The 20,337-nt window shown below is 56.8% G+C and carries 13 protein-coding genes; 8 read left to right on the top strand and 5 right to left on the bottom strand.

All coding sequences use genetic code 11. The features are described from left to right. Window positions 1-69 precede the first annotated feature (69 nt). Window positions 70-1,077, bottom strand: a complete 1,008-nt coding sequence (locus LOC70_RS07850) for a DUF1573 domain-containing protein (RefSeq protein WP_230253055.1) — start codon at window positions 1,075-1,077, stop codon at window positions 70-72. Between the two features lie 330 nt (window positions 1,078-1,407). On the opposite strand from LOC70_RS07850, the gene LOC70_RS07845 reads away from it, so the two are divergent. Then, on the top strand, window positions 1,408-3,426 hold the full coding sequence (locus tag LOC70_RS07845) for a hypothetical protein (RefSeq protein ID WP_230253054.1): 2,019 nt from the start codon (window positions 1,408-1,410) through the stop codon (window positions 3,424-3,426). On the opposite strand, the gene LOC70_RS07840 is transcribed toward LOC70_RS07845, so the two are convergent. Continuing rightward, window positions 3,416-4,918 carry a serine/threonine protein kinase gene (locus LOC70_RS07840; protein WP_230253053.1) on the bottom strand — a complete coding sequence of 501 codons (1,503 nt, stop codon included), beginning with the start codon at window positions 4,916-4,918 and terminating at the stop codon, window positions 3,416-3,418. The genes LOC70_RS07845 and LOC70_RS07840 overlap by 11 nt on opposite strands. Before the next feature lie 347 nt (window positions 4,919-5,265). On the opposite strand from LOC70_RS07840, the gene LOC70_RS07835 reads away from it, so the two are divergent. Next, complete coding sequence (locus tag LOC70_RS07835) at window positions 5,266-6,177, top strand: DMT family transporter (RefSeq protein ID WP_230253052.1); 912 nt, start codon at window positions 5,266-5,268, stop codon at window positions 6,175-6,177. Window positions 6,178-6,210: 33 nt separating this feature from the next. On the opposite strand, the gene LOC70_RS07830 is transcribed toward LOC70_RS07835, so the two are convergent. Beyond that, on the bottom strand, window positions 6,211-7,335 hold the full coding sequence (locus tag LOC70_RS07830) for an alpha/beta hydrolase (protein ID WP_230253051.1): 1,125 nt from the start codon (window positions 7,333-7,335) through the stop codon (window positions 6,211-6,213). Window positions 7,336-7,467: 132 nt separating this feature from the next. Between LOC70_RS07830 and ribA the strand changes: the two genes are divergently transcribed. Further along, window positions 7,468-8,688 carry a GTP cyclohydrolase II gene (gene ribA / locus LOC70_RS07825; RefSeq protein ID WP_230253050.1) on the top strand — a complete coding sequence of 407 codons (1,221 nt, stop codon included), beginning with the start codon at window positions 7,468-7,470 and terminating at the stop codon, window positions 8,686-8,688. A gap of 480 nt (window positions 8,689-9,168) precedes the next feature. Here ribA and LOC70_RS07820 read toward each other — a convergent pair whose 3' ends face one another. Beyond that, the gene (locus tag LOC70_RS07820; RefSeq protein ID WP_230253049.1) at window positions 9,169-10,230 is read right to left on the bottom strand and encodes a hypothetical protein; all 1,062 of its coding nucleotides are present in this window, start codon (window positions 10,228-10,230) and stop codon (window positions 9,169-9,171) included. 41 nt (window positions 10,231-10,271) lie between these two features. Further along, window positions 10,272-13,640 (bottom strand): hypothetical protein, encoded by a 3,369-nt coding sequence (locus LOC70_RS07815; protein ID WP_230253048.1) that lies wholly within the window; start codon window positions 13,638-13,640, stop codon window positions 10,272-10,274. A gap of 327 nt (window positions 13,641-13,967) precedes the next feature. Here LOC70_RS07815 and LOC70_RS24615 point away from each other — a divergent pair, with 327 nt between their 5' ends. The 5 genes from LOC70_RS24615 to LOC70_RS07795 all read left to right on the top strand — a co-directional run bounded on the left by LOC70_RS24615 (window position 13,968) and on the right by LOC70_RS07795 (window position 20,302). After that, the gene (locus tag LOC70_RS24615; RefSeq protein WP_390889017.1) at window positions 13,968-14,192 is read left to right on the top strand and encodes a DUF4339 domain-containing protein; all 225 of its coding nucleotides are present in this window, start codon (window positions 13,968-13,970) and stop codon (window positions 14,190-14,192) included. Between the two features lie 14 nt (window positions 14,193-14,206). Then, window positions 14,207-16,285, top strand: coding sequence for a DUF4129 domain-containing protein (locus LOC70_RS07810; protein ID WP_230253047.1), 2,079 nt, complete (start codon window positions 14,207-14,209; stop codon window positions 16,283-16,285). Next, the gene (locus tag LOC70_RS07805; protein ID WP_230253046.1) at window positions 16,282-17,295 is read left to right on the top strand and encodes a potassium channel protein; all 1,014 of its coding nucleotides are present in this window, start codon (window positions 16,282-16,284) and stop codon (window positions 17,293-17,295) included. The genes LOC70_RS07810 and LOC70_RS07805 overlap by 4 nt, the downstream gene beginning before the upstream one ends. A gap of 183 nt (window positions 17,296-17,478) precedes the next feature. Beyond that, entirely contained in the window at window positions 17,479-19,215 is a 1,737-nt protein-coding gene (locus tag LOC70_RS07800) for a hypothetical protein (RefSeq protein WP_230253045.1), read from the top strand. Window positions 19,216-19,345: 130 nt separating this feature from the next. Then, entirely contained in the window at window positions 19,346-20,302 is a 957-nt protein-coding gene (locus LOC70_RS07795; protein WP_230253044.1) for a DUF1571 domain-containing protein, read from the top strand. The last annotated feature ends 35 nt before the right edge of the window (window positions 20,303-20,337 follow it).

The raw sequence follows: 20,337 nt of genomic DNA, 5'->3' as shown, positions 1-20,337 counted from the left end.
AAACGCCGTCACAAGACGGCGTGAAGTTGAGCATTGCAATGAGCGTCGCTCGTCTTGAATCAGCAGGGACTACTGAGCCTTCGCGACTTGTTCGGCGGCGATGTTGCCGGTCAGGATGGCTTTCGCGGTGACGGCATTTTCGCCCTTGGTGCGGATGACCATTGGCACGCGTTGATTGCCGCGAGCCGAGTCCGCGGTCAGCGTGATGTTGACCATGTGAATCATGCGTTCGTCTTCGCTGGCGGTGAAGTCGACCTTCCAACCTTCGCATTCGATCGACTCAATCGCGAAAGGTTTGCGTCCTCGGATGGCCAAACGCTGAGAGACACTGTCGCCCGGTTTGATCGTTCCCACAGCGATCGATTGGGGTGCGATCGACAGAGCTGACTCCACGGTGCCGGTGACTCGCAAAGGAACGTTGGGCATGCTGCGGTCGTTCGTTTGCACGATCAACTCGTCTTGAAAGAAGCCTTCGGGTGCGTCTTCGCGGACTTCCACCGAGAGTTCATAGTTAGCTTTGCCGGCACCACGTTCGGTTTGCTTGAACGAGGGAACCAACCACGGGGTGTTGGACCGAATGTCCATCACCTGCCAATCACTGCGACCGGCGTAGAACAGCTTGGTGCTTCCGGATTTTGGCTCGCCTTGATTGATCGTTCCCATCTCGATCGCACCGGGGTGGAACACCATGTCGCTGCGGATGTAACCGTCCACGCGAAGCAACACTTCGCTGTAAAACGGTTTGTCGATCACCACGGTCAGCGTGGCGCCTTTTTTGCCACGGAACGTGGGCGTGTTGAAACGCGCCAAGATCGATCCCGTTTCACCCGGAGCAATCGTTTCGGTCTCGATGATCGCGGTGGTGCAACCACAACTTTCGCGAACCGATCGGATATGCAAATCCGTTGTGAACGTGTTGACGACTGGGAATCGAAATTCCGTTTTGGAAGCGACAGCCACGGTCCCAAAATTGTGATTCTTGACCGGAAAGACGGTTTGGGTCCAATCCGCCTGAACGCTTCCCGCGAAGGCTGTTCCCAGAACGACAAACGCTACCAACAACACTCGACTATTCATTCGATCCCCTCCTGAGGGGAGCTTCAAGGAAACACGATCACGTGAAAGGCCTGTCCATCATGCCCGTCCGTCGGCATTGGCTCCGATGTCAATCATTTGCTAGCAAAAGCAAGTCGTCTGGCAGGAGCAGAACTGATCAACGATCAGACTGAATCCTACCGAGATGCAACGATGGGACAAGCTCGATTGGGGGGAGAAATCAATGAATCACCGGAAAAGGCGACGTTTTGTGAAGAATGCCTGAATCAAATTGACATTGTTGCCGAGGACTCGGTTTTCGTAGCGTGCGACCGGTCGAATGTCCCTCCAGCCTCCGATGCCAGGTTCGTCATGTCCGCGTCACGCACTCACGTTGCCCTCTCGATCACCGAATGGACCACCCGTCCATGCTCGTCGAGACGTTGGTGCTTCACCACTCAATGGAACGCCCTGACACGATCCAGCCTGGCAATCGCGTTGGTCGCCACCGGTTTCAGCAGCATCGGTTGTCATCGTTCCCGTTTGTTCAATCCGCTGAACTCTCGATCTAGTTTGGAACGTCACGCGAATCAGGGTCCTTCGGACATCTTCATCTCCGGTGAAAACGCTTCTCCGGAAACGTTGCCCGAGGAAGTGCCGCAGCGGTTGGCCACATCGAAAACACCCGCGGATGCAAAGAACACTCCGCAAACTCATTCTCAGACTTACAACGGACCTCGCACCCAGGCACGTCCCGCAACCGAAACCGCCGCCGAAGCCGATTCGCGAGATCTTTCCCGATCAAACTCCAACGCTACCACTCAGCAGGTCAGCTTTGTCAGCGATTCTGACGATCCGATCTTCGGTTCCGACGCGCCACGAAAAAACAACAGCAACGCCGAACTTTCAGCGACCTCACCCCGTTCCAGCGAAGATTCGTCCTACGCGGGAGTGGACCTCAGCATGATCGAGGAAGCTCTCAAGAATCATCCGCCAGCCGTGCGACGCGAAGCGATTCGCCGTTTGATGGCGATGTCTTGGAAGAGAGCCCAATCAACCCAACAACCCACCGCGATCGACCAAGTCATTGCGTCTTCGCTCGACTCCTTGCCAACCCTTCCGGATGAGGTGATCGATCGCGGATTGACGCCGCAACGCATTGCCGCGGACTACCGACCCAAACACCCCGCCGCCGATAGCCAAAGTCCATCGTCGCAATCGCAATCTCCGCAAGCACCGTCCAGCGAAACACAAAACGCGATCGCGAATATCGCGTCCGCGATGCCCGCGACAAAACCATTCGATGCCCCTGAGCATGAGACATCGGAGTTCAGCTTCACCGATCAAGTGATCGAAAACGCTTTCGCGGAACTCCCGCAAGACAAAGCAGACGGCGCATCCGCCATCGCACAAACCTCCACCGAGCAAGCATCTTCCAACGGATGGTCATTCTCCGACAAAACTCCGGCCAAGACGTCCGTGGCTGCCACGCCAGCTTCGTTCTCGATGAACGATCAATCCACCACCGAACCTCAAACAGCAAACCAACCTGCATTTGAGTTGCCCCAAACCAACTTAAACGTCCCTGCCACAAACGACGTTCAGCAAGTCGCAGCGACTCGAGCGAACGAAGACACGAAGAGCGACCAAGTGGCTCAAGCGGTTCAGGTCGAAACCTTGAGCGACTCGGAGTTGTACGACGCCTTACTTCACCGACTGACTCAGCCAGTCCCCAACGAAACCGAAGCTCAAAAGCAACGTCGCCAAATCATCCAGCGTCACTTGATGGTGCTTTCGGGCGATCCTGATCGCGCGGTCGACAAGCTCGAAGGTCTGACCACGCAAGAACAGGAATACCTGCGTCACCAATTGCTGGGGTTGTGGACCATCATCGATCCCAATGGTCATCCGGTTCCCTCACGCCGTTTCAGTTCTGCTTTGCCGCAAATCCGGCAGGCCACTGAGTTCCTTGCCGCGGCAACGGATTCTCTCGAGGTTCGGTCGCTTGAGTTTTGCACCGAGATCGAAGCCTATGGTCAGATCAAGCCCTTTCCCAAACGCCAATTCACGCCTGGCCAACAAGTCATCTTGTACTGTGAAATTGAGAACTTCGTTTCCAAGAAAGCTCAATCGGACGGCACGTCAGGCTTCGAAACAATGCTCCAAGGCAGCTACGACTTGCTCGATGAATCAGGACAACGTGTGGCGAGCCAATCACTTCCGGTGGACAAGCAGATTTCGAAGAACAAGCTGCGGGACTACTTCATCGCCTATCAGATGTACCTGCCGGATTCCTTGGGACCCGGGTCCTATCGTTTGCGTTTGACGATGGAAGACGTCCACGGCAAAAAGTACGGCCAAAACGAACTCCCGTTCGAAATCAAACGCTAGTCGCCGCTGCCGTTTGTTCCTTCACCAGAGCACGACGGCGACGCCATGCAGTCCAAGCTCCCGCCAGCAACATGCATCCTTGGAAGAAGAAACAAGGCGCGATCACAAGGAACACCAGGGTGGAGGCGACCACGCGCCCTTCATAGATACTCAACGTGGATTGGTCGCTGAACAAATTGGACGCTTGAACCACGGACCAAATCAGCGACAGCACGCCCATGAAGGCCAGCCACCGGTACTTCAACGTGCGTTGGATCATCATCCAACCGGAGTAGCCGCCGATCAAATGCAGCGGCATCACGATCACCACCACAAACAAAAGGAACTCGGGGATCGTTTCCACCAGTTGTTGTTCATTGGGATAACGTCCCCAAATGAGCAAGCCACCGACGCCCGCCCATCCCCAGATCAGCAGGTTGATCCCTATCACGGCCCAGCCGAAGACCTTTTCCAAGGCCCCGTGATACAGTTCGTACCCAAACCATTCGATCACGCTGGGACGACGCGCCTCCACCGGCCGCCCGTCCAGCAAACGCTGCAAGTCCTCCGCGAGCGCGTTGACGGATTCGTATCGCAAGTCCGGATCACGTCGCAAACATTTCAGCACGATGGCTTCCATCGCATCTGACAATCCAGCCTGATGTTTCTTGGGGCTATCAATGTTGGAATGGTGCAGCATCAACACCGCTTCGGCAAAGCTTTCCGGTGCCAGCGGCGTCTTGCCCGTCAACATCTGATAAAGAATCACGCCCAGCGAATACACATCACTCATCGGCGTGATTTTGCGATTCCCAAACATCGCTTGCTCAGGTGCGATGTACTTGGGCGTTCCTGCGATCATCGTGGTGGTGGCGACCGTCGAATCAGGGCTCGCACACAAACCAAAATCCAACACCACCGGCTTCATCTTTCCGCCGGCACTGGTTTGCTGCATGAAGATGTTCTGCGGCTTCAAGTCTCGGTGAACAATGCCCGCGTCGTGGCCAAACTGCACCGCCGATGCAATTTGGATCATCCACTCCGCCGCCTCGGCCTCCGGCAACGGCCCCTCCTGTCTCTCCAGCCAACTGCCCAGATGCTCGCCATCCAAGTAAGGCATCACGTAGTAGTGCAGATCGTCCTGCTCACCGCAGTCGTAGATCGAGATGATTCCCGGGTGTTCCAAACTGGCGGCCGCGCGAGCTTCGTCCTGAAAACGTCGAATCGCGATGGGGTCGCTGACGATCTCTGGACGAGCAATCTTGATCGCAACTTCGCGATTCAGTTTTTGATCTCGCGCCAGGTATACGATTCCAAACCCGCCACGGCCGATCTCGCGAAGCAACTCGTATCCACCGAGGTGCCCGCGATTTTTTTGCACGAACCAGATCTTCGGCGTGTCGATTGAACTCAACAAAAACGAAGAGTCATCGGACGCGGTCGCGCGCGAATCCAGGCTCGCTTCATCGCGAGTGAGTTGCTCTTCCGTCTTGGGATCTACATTGGGATTCATCAATTTTCACGAAAAAGGCTGCCGCGAATTGTCCTCCGATTGGTCGAAACGGTGCCAAACAATGCTCGTTCAAAATGTGGCGGTGACGGTTGACCGGCCCAACCAAGACTCAGCACCGACGACCAAACACGCATCTTCAATGCCGCAGATTTGGTGCCATGCTCGTCGAAGCCGATGTGACGGGCCGCGCCGCGAATCACAAGGGCGGTTTGCCCCCCCCACTACATTTGATTGCAGGTTAGAAACAAAGCAAGGTCTGACCGAAAAATGAAGCCATCAACGAAGCCAAATCAGGCACGCCGCGCTTCAACTATCGCAATAACGCGGCGATTGTTATCGTCAGCCGCATGCATCTCCTACTTCCGCTCCTAGCTAGCCTGCTGTTTGTCTGTGGCTTGCTATTCGTCAAACGAGTCAGCCAATCCAGCGTGCGTCCGGAGGGAGTGGATCAGATCACGCTGTTATTTTTCGTGAATCTGGGCACGTCCGGATTGATGGGGCTGCTTTATCTGTTTGACGGGGTGCTCTTCGAAAGCTCCGCTCCGACGTCTTCCATCAATTGGTCTTTGATCTGGCAACCGTTGATTGTTGCCGTCCTGTTCATGCTCGGGCTGATCTTCACGTTCACCGCGGTGGAGGTCGGCGACGTCTCGATTGCGACGCCCGTGTTCGGCGTGAAGGTCGTGTTCGTCACCTGCATTTTGGCGTTGTCGTCGTCCGATGGCATTCCACCCGCGATTTGGGGCGCGGCACTGTTGGCGTCCATGGGCATCGCGTTGATTCAGTGGACCGGCCAGCATCATCCCAAACGCATCGGCGTGACCATTGCGTTGGCGTTGACCGCGGCGACTTGCTACGCAACGTTTGACACTCTGGTGCAACGTTGGTCGCCCGCTTGGGGAAGCACGCGTTTTCTGCCTGCCGTTTTCGCCATGGTCGCGGCGTTGACCTTGCTCGCTTTACCGTGGGTTCGATGGAGACGGATCCCAACTCGAGGCAACTGGAAACTGATGTTGCCCGCCGTGGTTCTGTTGGCTCTGCAGGCTTTCTGCATCACTTTGGCGGTATCCGTCTTCGGCGACGCCGCACGTCTCAACGTCGTGTATTCCCTGCGAGGACTTTGGGGCGTCTTGCTCGCCTACACCGCGGCACGGATCTGGGGCGGCAGCGAAGCGGATCTGACGTCCAAACTGTTGGTGATGCGTTTGTCCGGGGCCGGGTTGCTCACCCTCGCCGTGGCGTTGGCCGTTCTGTCGTAACCGTCAGCCCGCCGGCAACCACAGACACTGACATCAGGGCTTCATCAACTGGCCCAGAAAGAACTCTTTCACCGACCGTTTCGTCAGCGGGTCAAACAAAGTCATCATGTGACCTTGGTTCTCGATCACGGTCAGAGACACCGTCACCCCGGCGGCACGCAACGCTTCGGCGAACTTCTCACTGTTGACGATGGGCACCAACAAGTCTTTCTCGCCATGGATCAACTGCGTGGGCGGATCTCCGGGTGACACATGGGCCGTGGGCGAGGCCCCCAGGTAATTGTCCGGGACTTCACGCGGCGTTCCACCAAGAAAGTAGCTCAGTCCCGCATTGTCTTCGGGCACGCCGCGAAAATCGCAGGGAGGGCCTCCCGCACAGACCGCGGCAACCTTCGGCAACTGATCCCAGCGAGGATCCGATTCGGGCCATTGGCTGGCCAACATCTGCACCGATCGATCCTCGTTGCCCAAGACGCCAACCAAGCTGGACAAGTGGCCTCCCGCCGAGTAGCCAAACAAACCCACGCGATTCAAATCGGCTTTCCAGGCTTCCGCGTGCCCGGCGATGTACAGCAATGCGTCTCGCACATCGTCCACTTGGCAGGGAAATTGGTGCTGCGGTGCCAATCGATAATTCATGTTGGCAACGACAAACCCAAGCTCCGCCAAACGGTCGCAGTACGATCGCAGCGTCCATTTGTCGCCCAAGGCCCAACCGCCGCCATGAATCACCAACACGACCGGACGCAACGCGCCATGGACCGTGAATTCACCGGAATCATCAACCGATATCTCATTGGGACCGGCCAGCGGCACGTGCACGTCCAGCAGTCCTGCTTTGCCCTCGGCATCGCTGTAGCGTTGATCCAGAAATTGACGCACCTGCAACTTCGTTTTGGGATCGCTTTCGAGCGGTGCCGCGGGCTCGGTTTGCCGCGGCTGGTCATTTTGCCCAGTCGTACTACTCGTCTGCCCCGTCGCGACGTCGCTCTGCCCTGCCGCCACATCGTCTTGCCCGACCACCACTCCGGCGACTGCGATGCTCAACAGCAACCAGACCATCACATGGAGTTGATTGACGTTGGGAATCACGGTTTTCTCGCTCCACCCCCACTCAACGGCGGTGGTGTTTGAGAAACGATCGGAGCTTGTCGGCATTCTGGTTGGGTCCGTAGGCGAGTTTTGTATCCCCCGTATAATACGGACCGGTCCACGCTTGGGTCATTTGAAAATTGCCCCCAAGCCAATCCGTCCCCCCTCGTCATCCCTCCCGCGACCGCAAGTGCACGCATGTCATCGCCCATCGAACTGAACACGATTCCCGAAGCCGTCGAAGCGATCGCCCGAGGCGAAGTTGTCATCGTGATTGACGCGGAAGATCGCGAAAACGAGGGGGACTTCATTTGCGCCGGCGAAAAAGCCACGCCGGAACTGATCAATTTCATCCTCAGTGGTCGAGGACAGTTGTGCGTTTCGGTCCTGCCCGAGGCCTGCAAGCGTCTGGAGCTTTCGCCCGTTGTCACGGACAACAACGCTCCGCTGCAGACCGCTTTCATGACCCCCATCGACATCGCTAACGCCAAAACGGGAATCACGGCGTCCGAGCGCAGCGAAACCATCCGCCGACTGACCGTCGCGGACGCCTCGGCCGAGGATTTCGTGCGGCCGGGACACGTCTATCCACTTTTGGCCAAAGAGGGTGGAGTGCTACGTCGTGCTGGTCACACGGAAGCCGCCATCGACTTGGCTCGCATGGCGGGTCTGGCACCCGTTGGTGTCCTTTGCGAAGTGTTGAACGATTCGGGTGACCGAGCTTCTCGCGACGATTTGGCCGAACTGGCCAAGAAACACGATCTGAAAATCATCAGCATCGAAAGCCTGATCGCTCACCGACGCGTCAGCGAAAAGTTGGTCAGCCGCGCTGCCACCTCCGCGTTGCCCACGAAGTATGGCGACTTCGAGATCATCGTTTACGAAGTCAACTACGAATCGCAAGAACCCATCGCGATTGTTTTTGGTGACCTTTCGCAACCGGGACCGGCTCCCTTGGTTCGCATGCACAGCAGTTGCTTCACCGGTGACTTGATCCAATCTCTGCGTTGCGATTGCGGCGACCAACTGCACATGGCGTTGGACATGATCAGCCGCGAAGGACGAGGTGCGTTGGTCTATCTGCCGCAGGAAGGCCGCGGCATTGGATTGGCCCAAAAGATCCGTGCCTACGGCTTGCAAGACAACGGCATGGACACGGTGGAAGCCAACCATGCGCTGGGTTTCAAAGCTGACATGCGTGATTACGGCGTTGGCTTGCAAATCCTGAAAGACCTGGGACTCAACGAAGTCCGCTTGCTCACCAACAATCCAAAGAAAACCCAAGCCTTCAACCTTCGCGGGTTCGACCTTCAAGTGGTCGACCAAGTTCCAATCGTGCCTCCCACCAACGAACACAACGTTCGTTACTTGGAAACCAAACGCGAAAAAATGGGGCACCAGTTGCCACCCATGTCGTGATCACGCACTCGTGAACGGTCCCGCGAAATCTAGGTCGGGTCGCTGGCTGCGATGCGTTGTGCTGCATCATCAAGTGCCCACCGCGACCAACGTTCGCGACGGCGACCATCTGGACTGGATGTTCGAAATCGTTGCTGCAACGTCGATCGCTGACCAACGTGCTCCCACAACCGTCGCTGAAAGACTGCGAACATTCGCGACCCCGGTCATTGAATGGCATCGCGAGCAAACCATTCCGTTTCACCGGTTGCTGGATCACCGCGCGGCCTACTTGGAGTACGAAGGCCCGATCTCACGCAACCGAGGCCACGTTTCGCGAATCGCGGAGGGTTTGCACGCGATGGAGACCCTCTCGCCTGACTGCGATCCCAACGAGCAAGTCGCGTTGCAGACTGTCGTCAGGATGCGATCACGCGAAGCCTCACACGGGCCGGACAAGGATGCTGTCATCGTCAATCTGCGACTGACCTTTCAAACAGGTCACTGGAAATCGGCGAAGGCGTCTTCCGATGCCTCCCGGTACACAGCCGGTGTCGCGTGCGATGGCTTCCTCACGATCCAGCGATTGCCCGCGGACGAATCGGGCGTTGATTTGGTGCCATGACTCTGCGCGTCGGCGCGACGTCCACGCAGCGACGTTCGTGACGATTCACCAGCGGCGTCGTTGCTTTCGCTTTGCGATCTCGCTCGTGAAGTTGCCGGATGCTGCGAAGGAACGTCGGAGTTGACATCGTCCGTTTCCGATTGTCTTTGAAATGAAACAAATCGATGAACCGGGCCTCGTGGTGCGTAATGATTCTGAGCCAATTGGCCCGCATGCCCGGCCAATCGCAATCGCCCCGCTGTCAAACTCACCAATTCGATCACCAACGGTTGGAAAGCATAGTGCGGGTCCTCCGGTGGAATATGAACCAACGCAATCGGCCCGTCATCGGTGAAGTCCCAACGAATGTCGAGGTCACCCAGTGCGGCTTCTTTGCTGATGCGACGCACAAATGGTTCCAAGGGCAACGGCAACGCCCCCGCCTTCAAATCTGACAGGTGAATCGCCAGCAAGTTGGGCTCCTCGGTCATCTGCACCGACAACCGGCACGACACGACCGTGTCCCAGCGTGATGACTTATAGCGTACCGCCGCGAGAATCTGTCCGTCCTCGATCGCGATCGCGGGTTCTCGCACGCCGCGACGCAGCAATCGATCGAAGCGTTCCGGCAATTGGTCCGACAACCATGCGTTGATTTCTTCTTCGTTGAACGATGCATTCCAAGAGCCTCGCCGGGACAGGTCCGACTGCAACTGTTCCACATCATGTTGCCACTGATTGCGAGCCACCTGCATGGCTTGATCGGATTGATCCAAGGCTCGCTGATAGAAGTCCGGCACCTGCCTCGATTTATGCCAAGCCCAACTGCTCACTCCGCCGCCAATCACCAACGCCAACGACAAAACTCCCAGCAGAAGCTTTCCCCAGAATGGAACCTTGGACCGAGTCTCCGCACCCGCTTGCGCGAGCGGTGGGCGATGGGTTGGCGAATGAGACATAAGCGGTTCCTTGGAATGGGAAACGTCGAATCAATCAGGACTCAAAATCTTAATGGCTGCGGTAACCAGTTGCGAATTCTGTCGGTTACGCCGGGACGTTGCATGGGCGGATCCACCCCAGCCGGCGTGGAAGATGTTTGTGCTGGGGTTTGTAATCCCCCTTCCTGGACAGCCGCGGTCGGCGCGGCCGGAATGGTGCCGGGCATGGACCAAGAATTGGTCCATCCACTCGCCAATGGTTTGCCAGACAGCGGGTTGCGAGCGATCGAACCACTGACCGCGGTCGAGACTTCCGACAACGCCGTCGCGGCATCCGACGCCAACGACGCCTCGGTGACTTCCTCTCCACCAAACGCGGGCTTGGCCGGATGTGCGTTCTCGGCACGTCGTGAATCAACCGATCGCTGTTTCGCGAATTGCAGCAGTTGCTTGGCCCAAAAATGATTCAGGAGTTTGGCGGGAGCTTTCACGTCATTGCGTTGCAAGCCTTGAACGGCGAGGTAAGCCAGGCTTTGAATTTCGGCTCGCTCGGACCGACTCGCAAACCAATCGGTGACGTAGACTTCGTCCACCCAAATCGTTCCGTCCGAAAGGTTGTCGATCGTGATTCGCAAGTCTTCCGCCTTCGCGACGTTCACATCCAACCACTCGAGCACCACATTGGTGTCCTGCCATTTCCCGTCGGTGGGAACGTTGATCTCTTTCGAATAGCGATAGGGCTGGCCGCCCAACGAACCTTCGACCGCCACTCGCATCACCAGCGTTGTCGACGGATCATTCTGTGATGATTTGGAAGCAGCCGCGGCACTGGATGGTTTGCCACCGACCGGCCATGCATCACCTCGCGAAGGAACACGCGACGCTGGATTGGCTTGAAGTGGCATGCCCTTCACCCGAGGCTCGTCCGTCGGCGATGGGTTCGGACGCAATCCGCGAACCGCCATGGAGACCGCGATGCGGCCGGCAACCGGCGATTGAATGTTCTTGCTGATCAACCAAGCTTGCGTGCCGGACGCATCGCGTCCTGCCAAACGAACGCTGCGTTGCCCGCGATAGGCCGCACGTGGATCCAAACGAACCGCGTCCGCCGGATGCTGTGCGTGCATCCAGTTTGGAATGCTCACTCGCCCGGAAGTGGACTCGACTTGGTCGACCAAGTTTTCTTGTTCAAAGCCACCGTTGCTCAGCAGCGATTCCGGCGGTAGCAAGGCCCACACACGGCTCTTGGGTTTGGGGCTTCTCAACAAAGTCGTGCTGGCCTGGATCACTCGCCCCGGATTCCATCGATCGATCGACGACTTCATCGGGGTCTCCGATGAGGAACTTCCGGGCGCGTCGCCGCGGGCGCCATTCGGACGAGTTCCCAACAGCGATGGACGGGGCAATCGATTGAGTTCGCTCAACAACCCCACATGCTCCACCACCATTGTCACTTGCTCGGTGATCAACGGCATCATCTTCGCTGGATCATTGACGTATCCGGTCCATGCCAGTTGTTGCGGCAATTGACCTTCGGTACGACAAACCACCATCTGACGTGGCGGGATCTCGAGCGTTGCACCGAGCGAAGTTTGCTCTGGAACGATCCAGTTCAATGTATCCTCTTCTGCCGATGCCTTGCCAACCCAACGTGTGGATTCGGTCGTCGCAAGAGTCACCTTCATCGCCCACGGGGATCGGTTGACCAACAACAAGGAATGCGAGGGTACGTGCCGCGACACCGTCACCAATCCATCAAGGTTCGTTTGCGAGGTCGCACTAACTTTGGCCGGCACATCCTTCATTGGGCCGGACCATCGATTCCAAAGCTGGGCCGCGGTCCGACCGCAGTCGGTGCTCAACATCTCGGTGTCCACGATGACCGGGGAATCCGCCGCACCTTCACGCGAAATTTGGATGTTGTCCCAAAGCGACAACCATTGATCATCAATGGAGTCGGACTGCGGCGGTTCCACCGTCTGAATGTTCGCAGCGTCGCCGCCCTTCGCGTCCACCAGATCATCCTTGCGGATGCCAAGCCAGATTCCGTTGCCTGTTCGCCCAGCCGAATGCGAGGCGGTTGTCATGGACGAACTCAACCGTGGCCAAGCTTCCCGGCGAAGATCGCTCACCACCCAAACGTTTTCCGCTTCGGGCATGGTGTCGTCTCGACGAAGCTGCTGGAGTTGCTCATGTAAGGCCACTGCTTTCGAATTCGAATCGGTCGATGAGAACGATTCGTCGGCGGCCCCCTCAATCAAGACCATCCGTTGTTGCCCCAAACTCGCAACGATCGGACGCAACGCATCGGTCCCGTGAGCGAATCCGCATTGCCGACATCGAATCGTGTCGCATTGCCAGCGAAGAACGAACCCGGCGGCACTCCCTTGACCCCAAAACGCATTCCAGCGTGGGACCAATTCGTCTGCCAATGCACCGCACGGCAATCGCGGTGGCTGCAACCACACTTGGCCGCCGGCACGCACGATCTCCGCCGCTGCCATTCGCACCAACATGGAATTCTCGCTCGTCGATGCATCCAACATCCGCTCGGGGCGATAGGGCGAATCACCATCCGCCTTCACAACGGATTGGCTGTCGGCACCGGCAGCGATGTTATCCGCCCGGGCTGACTCGATCTTCGTTTCGGAACCCGGCTCGACGATTGGCAAAACGAAATGCTGAAATCCAAGAGCTCGCAAAGAATTGATTTCTCGTTGGACCGCATTCCATCGCTTTTGCCACTTCAGGGTAGGCACCGACAAATTGCCCGCGTCACCTCGCCAACTCCAATGCAACAGCGAGCGGTCTTCCTCGATCGAGCTGGGATCAATTGAGTCCGCCCACTGACGCAGAGTCGCGGCGTCCAACCGGACCATCGATCGCATGTCGCCGGCGGAAGCTTGCTGGGCGGGGTGATCCTCGACTTCAGATGTCTTGTTCGGAAACACAACCAAGGTCCAACTACGCACGACCTGAGTTGCGTTGGAATCCGACAACGCGTCCAGTCTCAACCAACGTTGCCAAGTGCCTCGGTCGCGAGTCACACGCATTTGAATGTCATAGATGCCGGGTTGATCAATCGTGATCGATTCGGAAACGGTCTCCGGCGACAAAGCGACTTGTCCAACCAATTTATTTTCGCGAACCGAACGCACGTCCAATCGGCCGGTGTGCCCAACGGCGGACTCGTTTGCAGTGCTCGCGTCGGTGCCTTGAGGCGAGTCGTCGATCTCGCCTTGCAGTCGAAAACGAATCACCGAATCGTCGAGCTCGCACCACGTCACCCCCTGACGGGTGAGAACCACAATTTTCTCGTGTGTTTCAGCAAGGGCAGACGAAAAGCCCATCCACCCCAACAGACAAAGGACCATCGCCCCAGTCCGCAAGCGACCCAAGATTTCGCGAGAGACTCGATTCGCAATTGGCATTTGCCCCACGTTTTTTCCGTCTTGCCCTATCACGTGAAAACCAGCTTTTGTGAAAACAACCACCCCAAAGAGCGGGTGGCTCGGCAATGATTTGACGAGACCTCACCTGATCCGTCCAAGCTCACGGTACTGATTCTCGTGGCTTTGTCACAAGACGATTTTCGTTGGCAAACAACGCACATTCATCGCAGTGGTGAGGGCGTTTGAACCACCCTTCACGCGTAAGAATCACCCCGGATTTTGCTGTAATCACTCTGACAAAAGCACTAAGCTGAAAGGTGTCCCCAAACAAAGGTGGAGGTGCATATGAGTGCCCAATGGTATTACATGAGCCACGGATGGTTTCATACGACAAAGCGAATTGGCCCGATCAGTGAACCCGAAATGTTGGTTCGCATCGATCGAGGGAAAATCACTCCGGAAACACTGGTGCAGAGCACAAAGACTCGGCAGAGATGGGTTCCAATGAGTACGATTGAACCTGCCATGCGGCGATGGAAACAATCCCATCCTGACGACGCCGGTGACGCCGCGCACGGGCAAGCGAGTTAGAAAACGGCGTCCCTTTGAGCCGACCGCATCACACCGCTGCCGACTACGCCGCGATCGGCATCGCGCCGTTGCTGATCTTTGTGATGCTGTTTAGTTTGGCGAGCTTTCTGTGCCTCGTGCTTTACTCGGGGCACTACAGCGGTGCCCTGCTTTGGACGATGTTGATGTACACGATGGGCGCCACCGCGGTGGCCCGCATCACCATCGAACACAACCGACAATACGCCAATGCCTATGCGTTGGCACTCGGGGTTGCGACGGTCTATGTGTTGATCACCTACGTGGGCAACCCCATCTTTGCCGTCGCCATCACGGTGCTGATCAGCTACCTCGCGGATCGCATCGTTCACGATTGCACCATCATCGACGACTCGGTCGATAGCAGCGGGCAAGGCCTGGTCGACAGCGGACTGTCATTTCTTCGTCTGCATCGCAAAAAGCGATCTTCCGATTCTTCGTTGCAAGGCACCTCGCCAAAGACACCCAACGTTGCAACGTCTGATGGTGAACCTGACGTCGCGTCGTCAAACGACAAACATACAAAACGAAAACGCAGAGAAGGCCATCAACCTGGACGCACGGTGTTGTGGTTGGCGTTCGGTGCCCTGCCGTTGTTTGGAATCGGACAGTTCTTCTTGGGCGGTCCCTCCTCATCCTGGAATCTGGCCCGCATCCTGCTGACGCTCTATCTCTTCTCCGCTCTGTCGCTGCTGGTCGTCACCTCGTTCCTGAACCTGCGACGCTACCTACGACAACGCAGAACGGAAATGCCGCTGGATGCCACGGTTGCCTGGTTGGCCGGCGGCATTTGCATCATTGGTTTGATCCTGTTGATCGCCTACATCGCTCCTCTTCCTGGGAAAGCTGTTGCCTCCCTTCGCGTTCCTGAATTCCTGAACAATCGCGAACCGCTTTCGGCGAGCGAATATGGATGGGGGAATGAAGGCGCGGAACTAAGCGACGAAAACGATGCCCAGTCATCAGATATTCGCCCCGAAGGTTCCCCCGGCAACCAAACCGAACCTGGCGGCCAACCGGGTGGCCAACAAGGCAATCGCGAAGACGGCCCCGCGGGAAGTGATCCCGGTGGAAAACAACAGGGCAAGGGACAAGAACCGGGCAGCGAGCAATCCGCTGGCGGTCAGAAGAACGAATCGTCGTCCAATCCTTCGAACTCGAAGTCGCCGGAGGGAAAGCAATCGTCGAGCCAGTCCAAACAATCCCCTTCGAACCAAAATCAATCGCAGAATCAGGCATCCGGCAAAAACGAATCTCAGAACAATCCATCGGGTAAACAAGACTCATCAAGCAAACAAAACTCGTCGAGCGATCCATCACAATCTCAACCGCAAGAGTCATCCAATTCATCGACGGATGATTCCTCCGACTCGGATTCGAGTGCGAACGAGAATGAGTCCGCGTCAGACTCAGATCCCCAATCCCAACCGCCATCTCAAGCGAAGCAGGAGACCGACAACCGCGAACGTGAAGACGCGAATCAGCCCGACCAGTCGTCCAGCCAATCTTCACAACCGCCCAAAGATCAACCTCTTTCGGCGCGAACGCGTCCTCCTCCGAGTCGTTCACCGTCACTCGGTGGCGTTCTCGGTCTCATCGGCAACTTTTTGAAGTGGATCATCCTGCTCGGGTTGTTCTTGTTCATCGCCTATTTCGTCTACAACAACTTGGACGCGATCATGCATTGGTGGGACAGCCTTTTCGGCGAGGAAGAGACGCCCAAAGAAGAGACCTCTCCCGCCAAAACGAAGCTGCAACCAACCACACCTCCGCGTCCCTTTGCATCGTTTCGCAACCCGATTGGTGAGGCGGATTCGCAGCGGGTCGTTGTTGTCACGTTTCAGGCACTGGAAGCGTGGTGCCGAGAACAAGGCGTCGAACGTGCCCCGGATGAAACCCCCTCCGAGTTCGTTCGCCGCGTCGCGAAACAATTCCCAACCCTGTCCCAATCCGCGGTGCGGGTTGTCGATGCTTACAACCGAATCGTTTATGGTCGTGCTTCGGCCGGCCGCGACGATGTCCAAGCCGCCAGTTCAGTTTGGCAAGTCTTGGCCGGTGGCAATCGCACTTCATGACCGCACATAAGCTCGCACCCATCCACCTGCAAATTGCGCGACTGACCGCGCCGTGGATGTTCGCGATGTCGGTGATGTTCTTGGTCGCTCAAGCGATCCTGATCGTGATGTGGGTCGATGTCCCCAACCTTCGCGAAACGACCACGCAAGCTCATGTGGATGAATACGTCATCCCGGTCGACTCGACGTACTTGGGGATGTGGTTCGAACAGGCCGCGATTGTGACGATGTTGGTCGTGTGGCCGATCGTTCTTCTCGAGTCGATCTATCACTGGATCATCCGGCCAAAAACCAAGTCGATGCGTTGGTTCCATTTTTACACGCTGATGTTTTGCATCTGTCCGTCGCTGCGGATGTGTGCTCGCAGCTACGAAATGCACGGCCAACTGTGGTTGCCGGGGATGTCATGGCAACGCACCAACAAACGGTTGCGTCGCCGCTTGGCTCAGCACTTCAGCGTTCCCATGATTGGCATCGCATTGCTGATCCTGCCGGTCTTGGTCACTGAGTTTTTCTTGCGAGACCAAGTCGCCCGATACCAATGGCTTCGGATTGCTTTGCACGTGGGCACGGGAGTCATCTGGTTCGCGTTTGCGGCCGAATTCATCTTGATGGTTTCGATCGCTGAAAAGAAACTGCAGTACATTCGCCACAATTGGGTCGACTTGGCGATCATCCTGCTTCCGTTCTTTTCATTTTTGCGATCGTTGCAGGCGGTTCGTGGAACGCGTCTGGCCAAACTCGCGAAAATTCCACAGCTCGCGAAACTTGCCCGAGCCTATCGACTTCGAGGCACGGCACTGAAAGGGTTCCGGGCCCTGGTGATTCTGGGCGTCGCCACGCGTCTTTTCAAAACCGACAAGAATCGACAACTGGAACGCTTGCAGGCGGAGCTGACGGTCGCCCGTCGGGAAACTCGCCTGATACGGCTCGCCATCGCCCGCTTGGAACGCGAAATCCAGGAAGAATGTGAAGACAGCGAAGACGAGGAAACTGGCGAAACCGATTGAGTCTCTTTTCTGCCGGTCAAACTTCAGCGAAGAATCTCACCTAAATTGCCAACATTGCTGAAACTTCGACGAATGGGCACGGGTACCTTTTCTCGTAGGCGCCCTGTTCCAAAGTGAACACAGCCCTACAGTTGAAGCTCTTGCCTATCAATTTCCATTTGGATCCGACCAAAGGACGCACCCGTGAGATTGTCGTACGCCCGTTTCCAACCCGCCCGCCAGGGCGTTTCTCGATTGGCCACGTTTGGCTTGGCCGCGTTGGTCGCCTTGGCCGGTATGGCCGCACCGCTGCAATCGGTGACCGCTCAAGAAAAATTGACACCCGGTGGCGGCAGTGCTGTCGCTGGACAAACCACCGATCCCGTCGTTGTTGTCACGCTGGGCAGCATTGATCAACTGACCCGCGATCTGAATTACTTCAGCGGTGCCATTGGGCAGCCTCAACTCGGCGGCATGTTCGCCATGATGGCAGGCACGTTCACACAAGGCATCGACACCAATCAACCGATTGGCGTGGTCGTGCCATTGATCGACGGTGCCCCCGAACCGATCGCGATGTTGCCAACGGCAAACGTGAAAACCGTGCTGAAACGCATGGAAGCTCAAGTTGGGCCCGCGGACGAATTGGACGACGGCACGATGGTGATCGCCATCGGAGCCAACACCGTGTTCATTCGCCAAGTTGGGAACTGGGCCGTTCTGGCTCGCAACCGCAGCGTGTTGGACCGTGCTCCCGCGGACCCATCCGCCATCATCGGTGAGATGGGAGCCGATTTCGACATCGGCGTTCGCTTGGCCGTTCAACAAGTGCCACCGGGCATGCGTGCCGCTCTGATTGGTCAAATCCGTCAAGGGTTCGACCAAGCCATGAAGCAACAACCCAACGCGGATGACGCTTCGCTGGAATACGCCGCACAATCGATCGAGCAACTGGAACAGGTCATCGACCAAACTGAAGAATTGATGATCGGTATCGACATCGATTCCACCAATCGCCGCATCCTGTTGGAAACCGAGTTCACCGCCGTTGCCGGAACCAAATTGGCTCGTATCTACGAAGGCCAAAAGCCAATTCCATCGGCTTACAGCAGCGTCATTCGTGAAGACGCCGCCGGCTACGTTCACTTCGCAGGCTCGATCGGCCCCGAAGCTTTGGAGCAAGCTCAAACCAGCATCGACGGCGCTCTGCAAATGGTCAAATCGGCCCTGAGCCAAACCGACAAGCTCAGCGAAGAAGAGCGTGCCGAAGCCACGGACATGATTCGTCGCGTGGTGGAATTGATCATGGATTCCGCGAAGGAAGGCAAGTCGGACTTCGGTGCATTGTTGCTGACCGATGCCAACAAACTTCAGTTCGCTTTGGGATCGTTTGTATCGGACGGTGGAGAAGCCGCCAGCATCGTCAAAGACATTGCTGCCAAGGTCCAGGGTCACGGCGATGCACCGAACTTCGAGTTCGACGTTGACAACTACAAAGGCGTCAACATGCACCTGATTTCCGCCGACGTGCCCGCCAGCGAAGACGAAGTTCAAAAGATCTTCGGTGATCAAGTTCGCGTGCACATCGGCACCGGTCCAAAGTCCCTGTACGTTGCTTTGGGCGACGCCAGCGTTCCGCTGATGAAACAGATGATCGACTCGGAAGGTTCGCCAGTCGCTCCTTCGGGCAGCACGCTGATGCAAATGCAGGTCAACCTGATGCCGATCCTTCAATTCGCTCAATCGATTGAAAACAACGACGCCATCGCGGCCATGATCGATGCCCTTTCGCGTGCCGACGACGCGGGCGAGTTGCGAATCGTTTCAGAAGCCATCGAAAACGGCCAGGTCAGCCGGATCATCGTTGGCGACGGAATGCTGCAAGCCATCGGAGCCGCAGCACGCCAAGCCCAGCAAGCCAAGATAAACCAAGGCTTCTGATCTGAGTCCGATTTCAAGCTCCGACACGTTTCGGGCTTGAATCGGCAACCAATTCCAACCTCCTTGGGTCATCCTGCGACAGGCTGATTCAAGGAGGTTTTTTCTTGCTCCTCTTCGATCGATCGACGTCATGACCTCCGAGACACCCACCACCGAAACCGATTCACTCGATAGCGGATCGACACGAAACCCGCGTACATTCGGCATCGCTGCCGTTTGCTTCGTTTTGGGAATCGCGGTCGGATGGTTTCTTCGCGGGCCGGGCAAGCCAAACACCACCGCGGTCGCGCCCACTTCGATCGGTTCGGTGGCGAATTCCGGCGGTGAGGCTTCCTCCAACGCCGAAAATGAGTCACAAGAAGTGGCGATGGCGGAAGTGTTGAAATTGGCGGAAGGATCGCTGCAACACTTGATCGAACACGTCGACGGCTACACGACTCGCATGATCAAGCACGAACAGGATCGAAGCGGGGTGCTGCAAGAACCGTCCGAAATGTTCATGAAGATCCAAACACGGCATGTGGGCGGCGAGACCGGACAAGGCCTGCGAGCCTACTTGCGTTTCGAAACACCGGAATCAGCCAAGGGGCGCGAGGTGATTTGGATTGAAGACCAAAACGACGGACAGATGTTGGTCCGCGAAGCGGGATTCATCGGCAGCATGATGACTGCGAAATTGGATCCGACCAACTTTTTGGCGATGCGTGGTCAGCGTTATCCGATCACCGAAATTGGTCTGACCAATTTGGTTGAAAAATTGATCGAACGCGGCTCGCGCGACATCGATAATCCCGACGTTCGCGTGATCCGAACTCCGAGACACAAGTTTGACGGCAAACCGTTGACGCTGCTGCAAATTCAGCGGGCATCGCCATCCGACCAACCCGATGATTTCTCGCTGGCGGAAGTGGTGATCGATGAGGAGCGTCAACTGATTGTCAGCTTCCGCAGTTTCGGCTGGCCGGAAACCGAAGGTGATGCACCACCGTTGATCGAATCCTACGAGTACCACGATTTGGTTTTGAATCCCAAACTGACCGACTTGGATTTTGATCCAGCCAACCCAGAATACACCTTCCCGGAATGAGACATTGCCCCTTCGCGACGATGTGAGTCGATGTT

The organism is Rhodopirellula halodulae (genome assembly GCF_020966775.1).
GTDB lineage: Bacteria > Planctomycetota > Planctomycetia > Pirellulales > Pirellulaceae > Rhodopirellula > Rhodopirellula halodulae.
The sequence above is the reverse complement of the archived record's forward strand: the minus strand, read 5'-3'. Positions and strand labels throughout refer to the sequence as shown.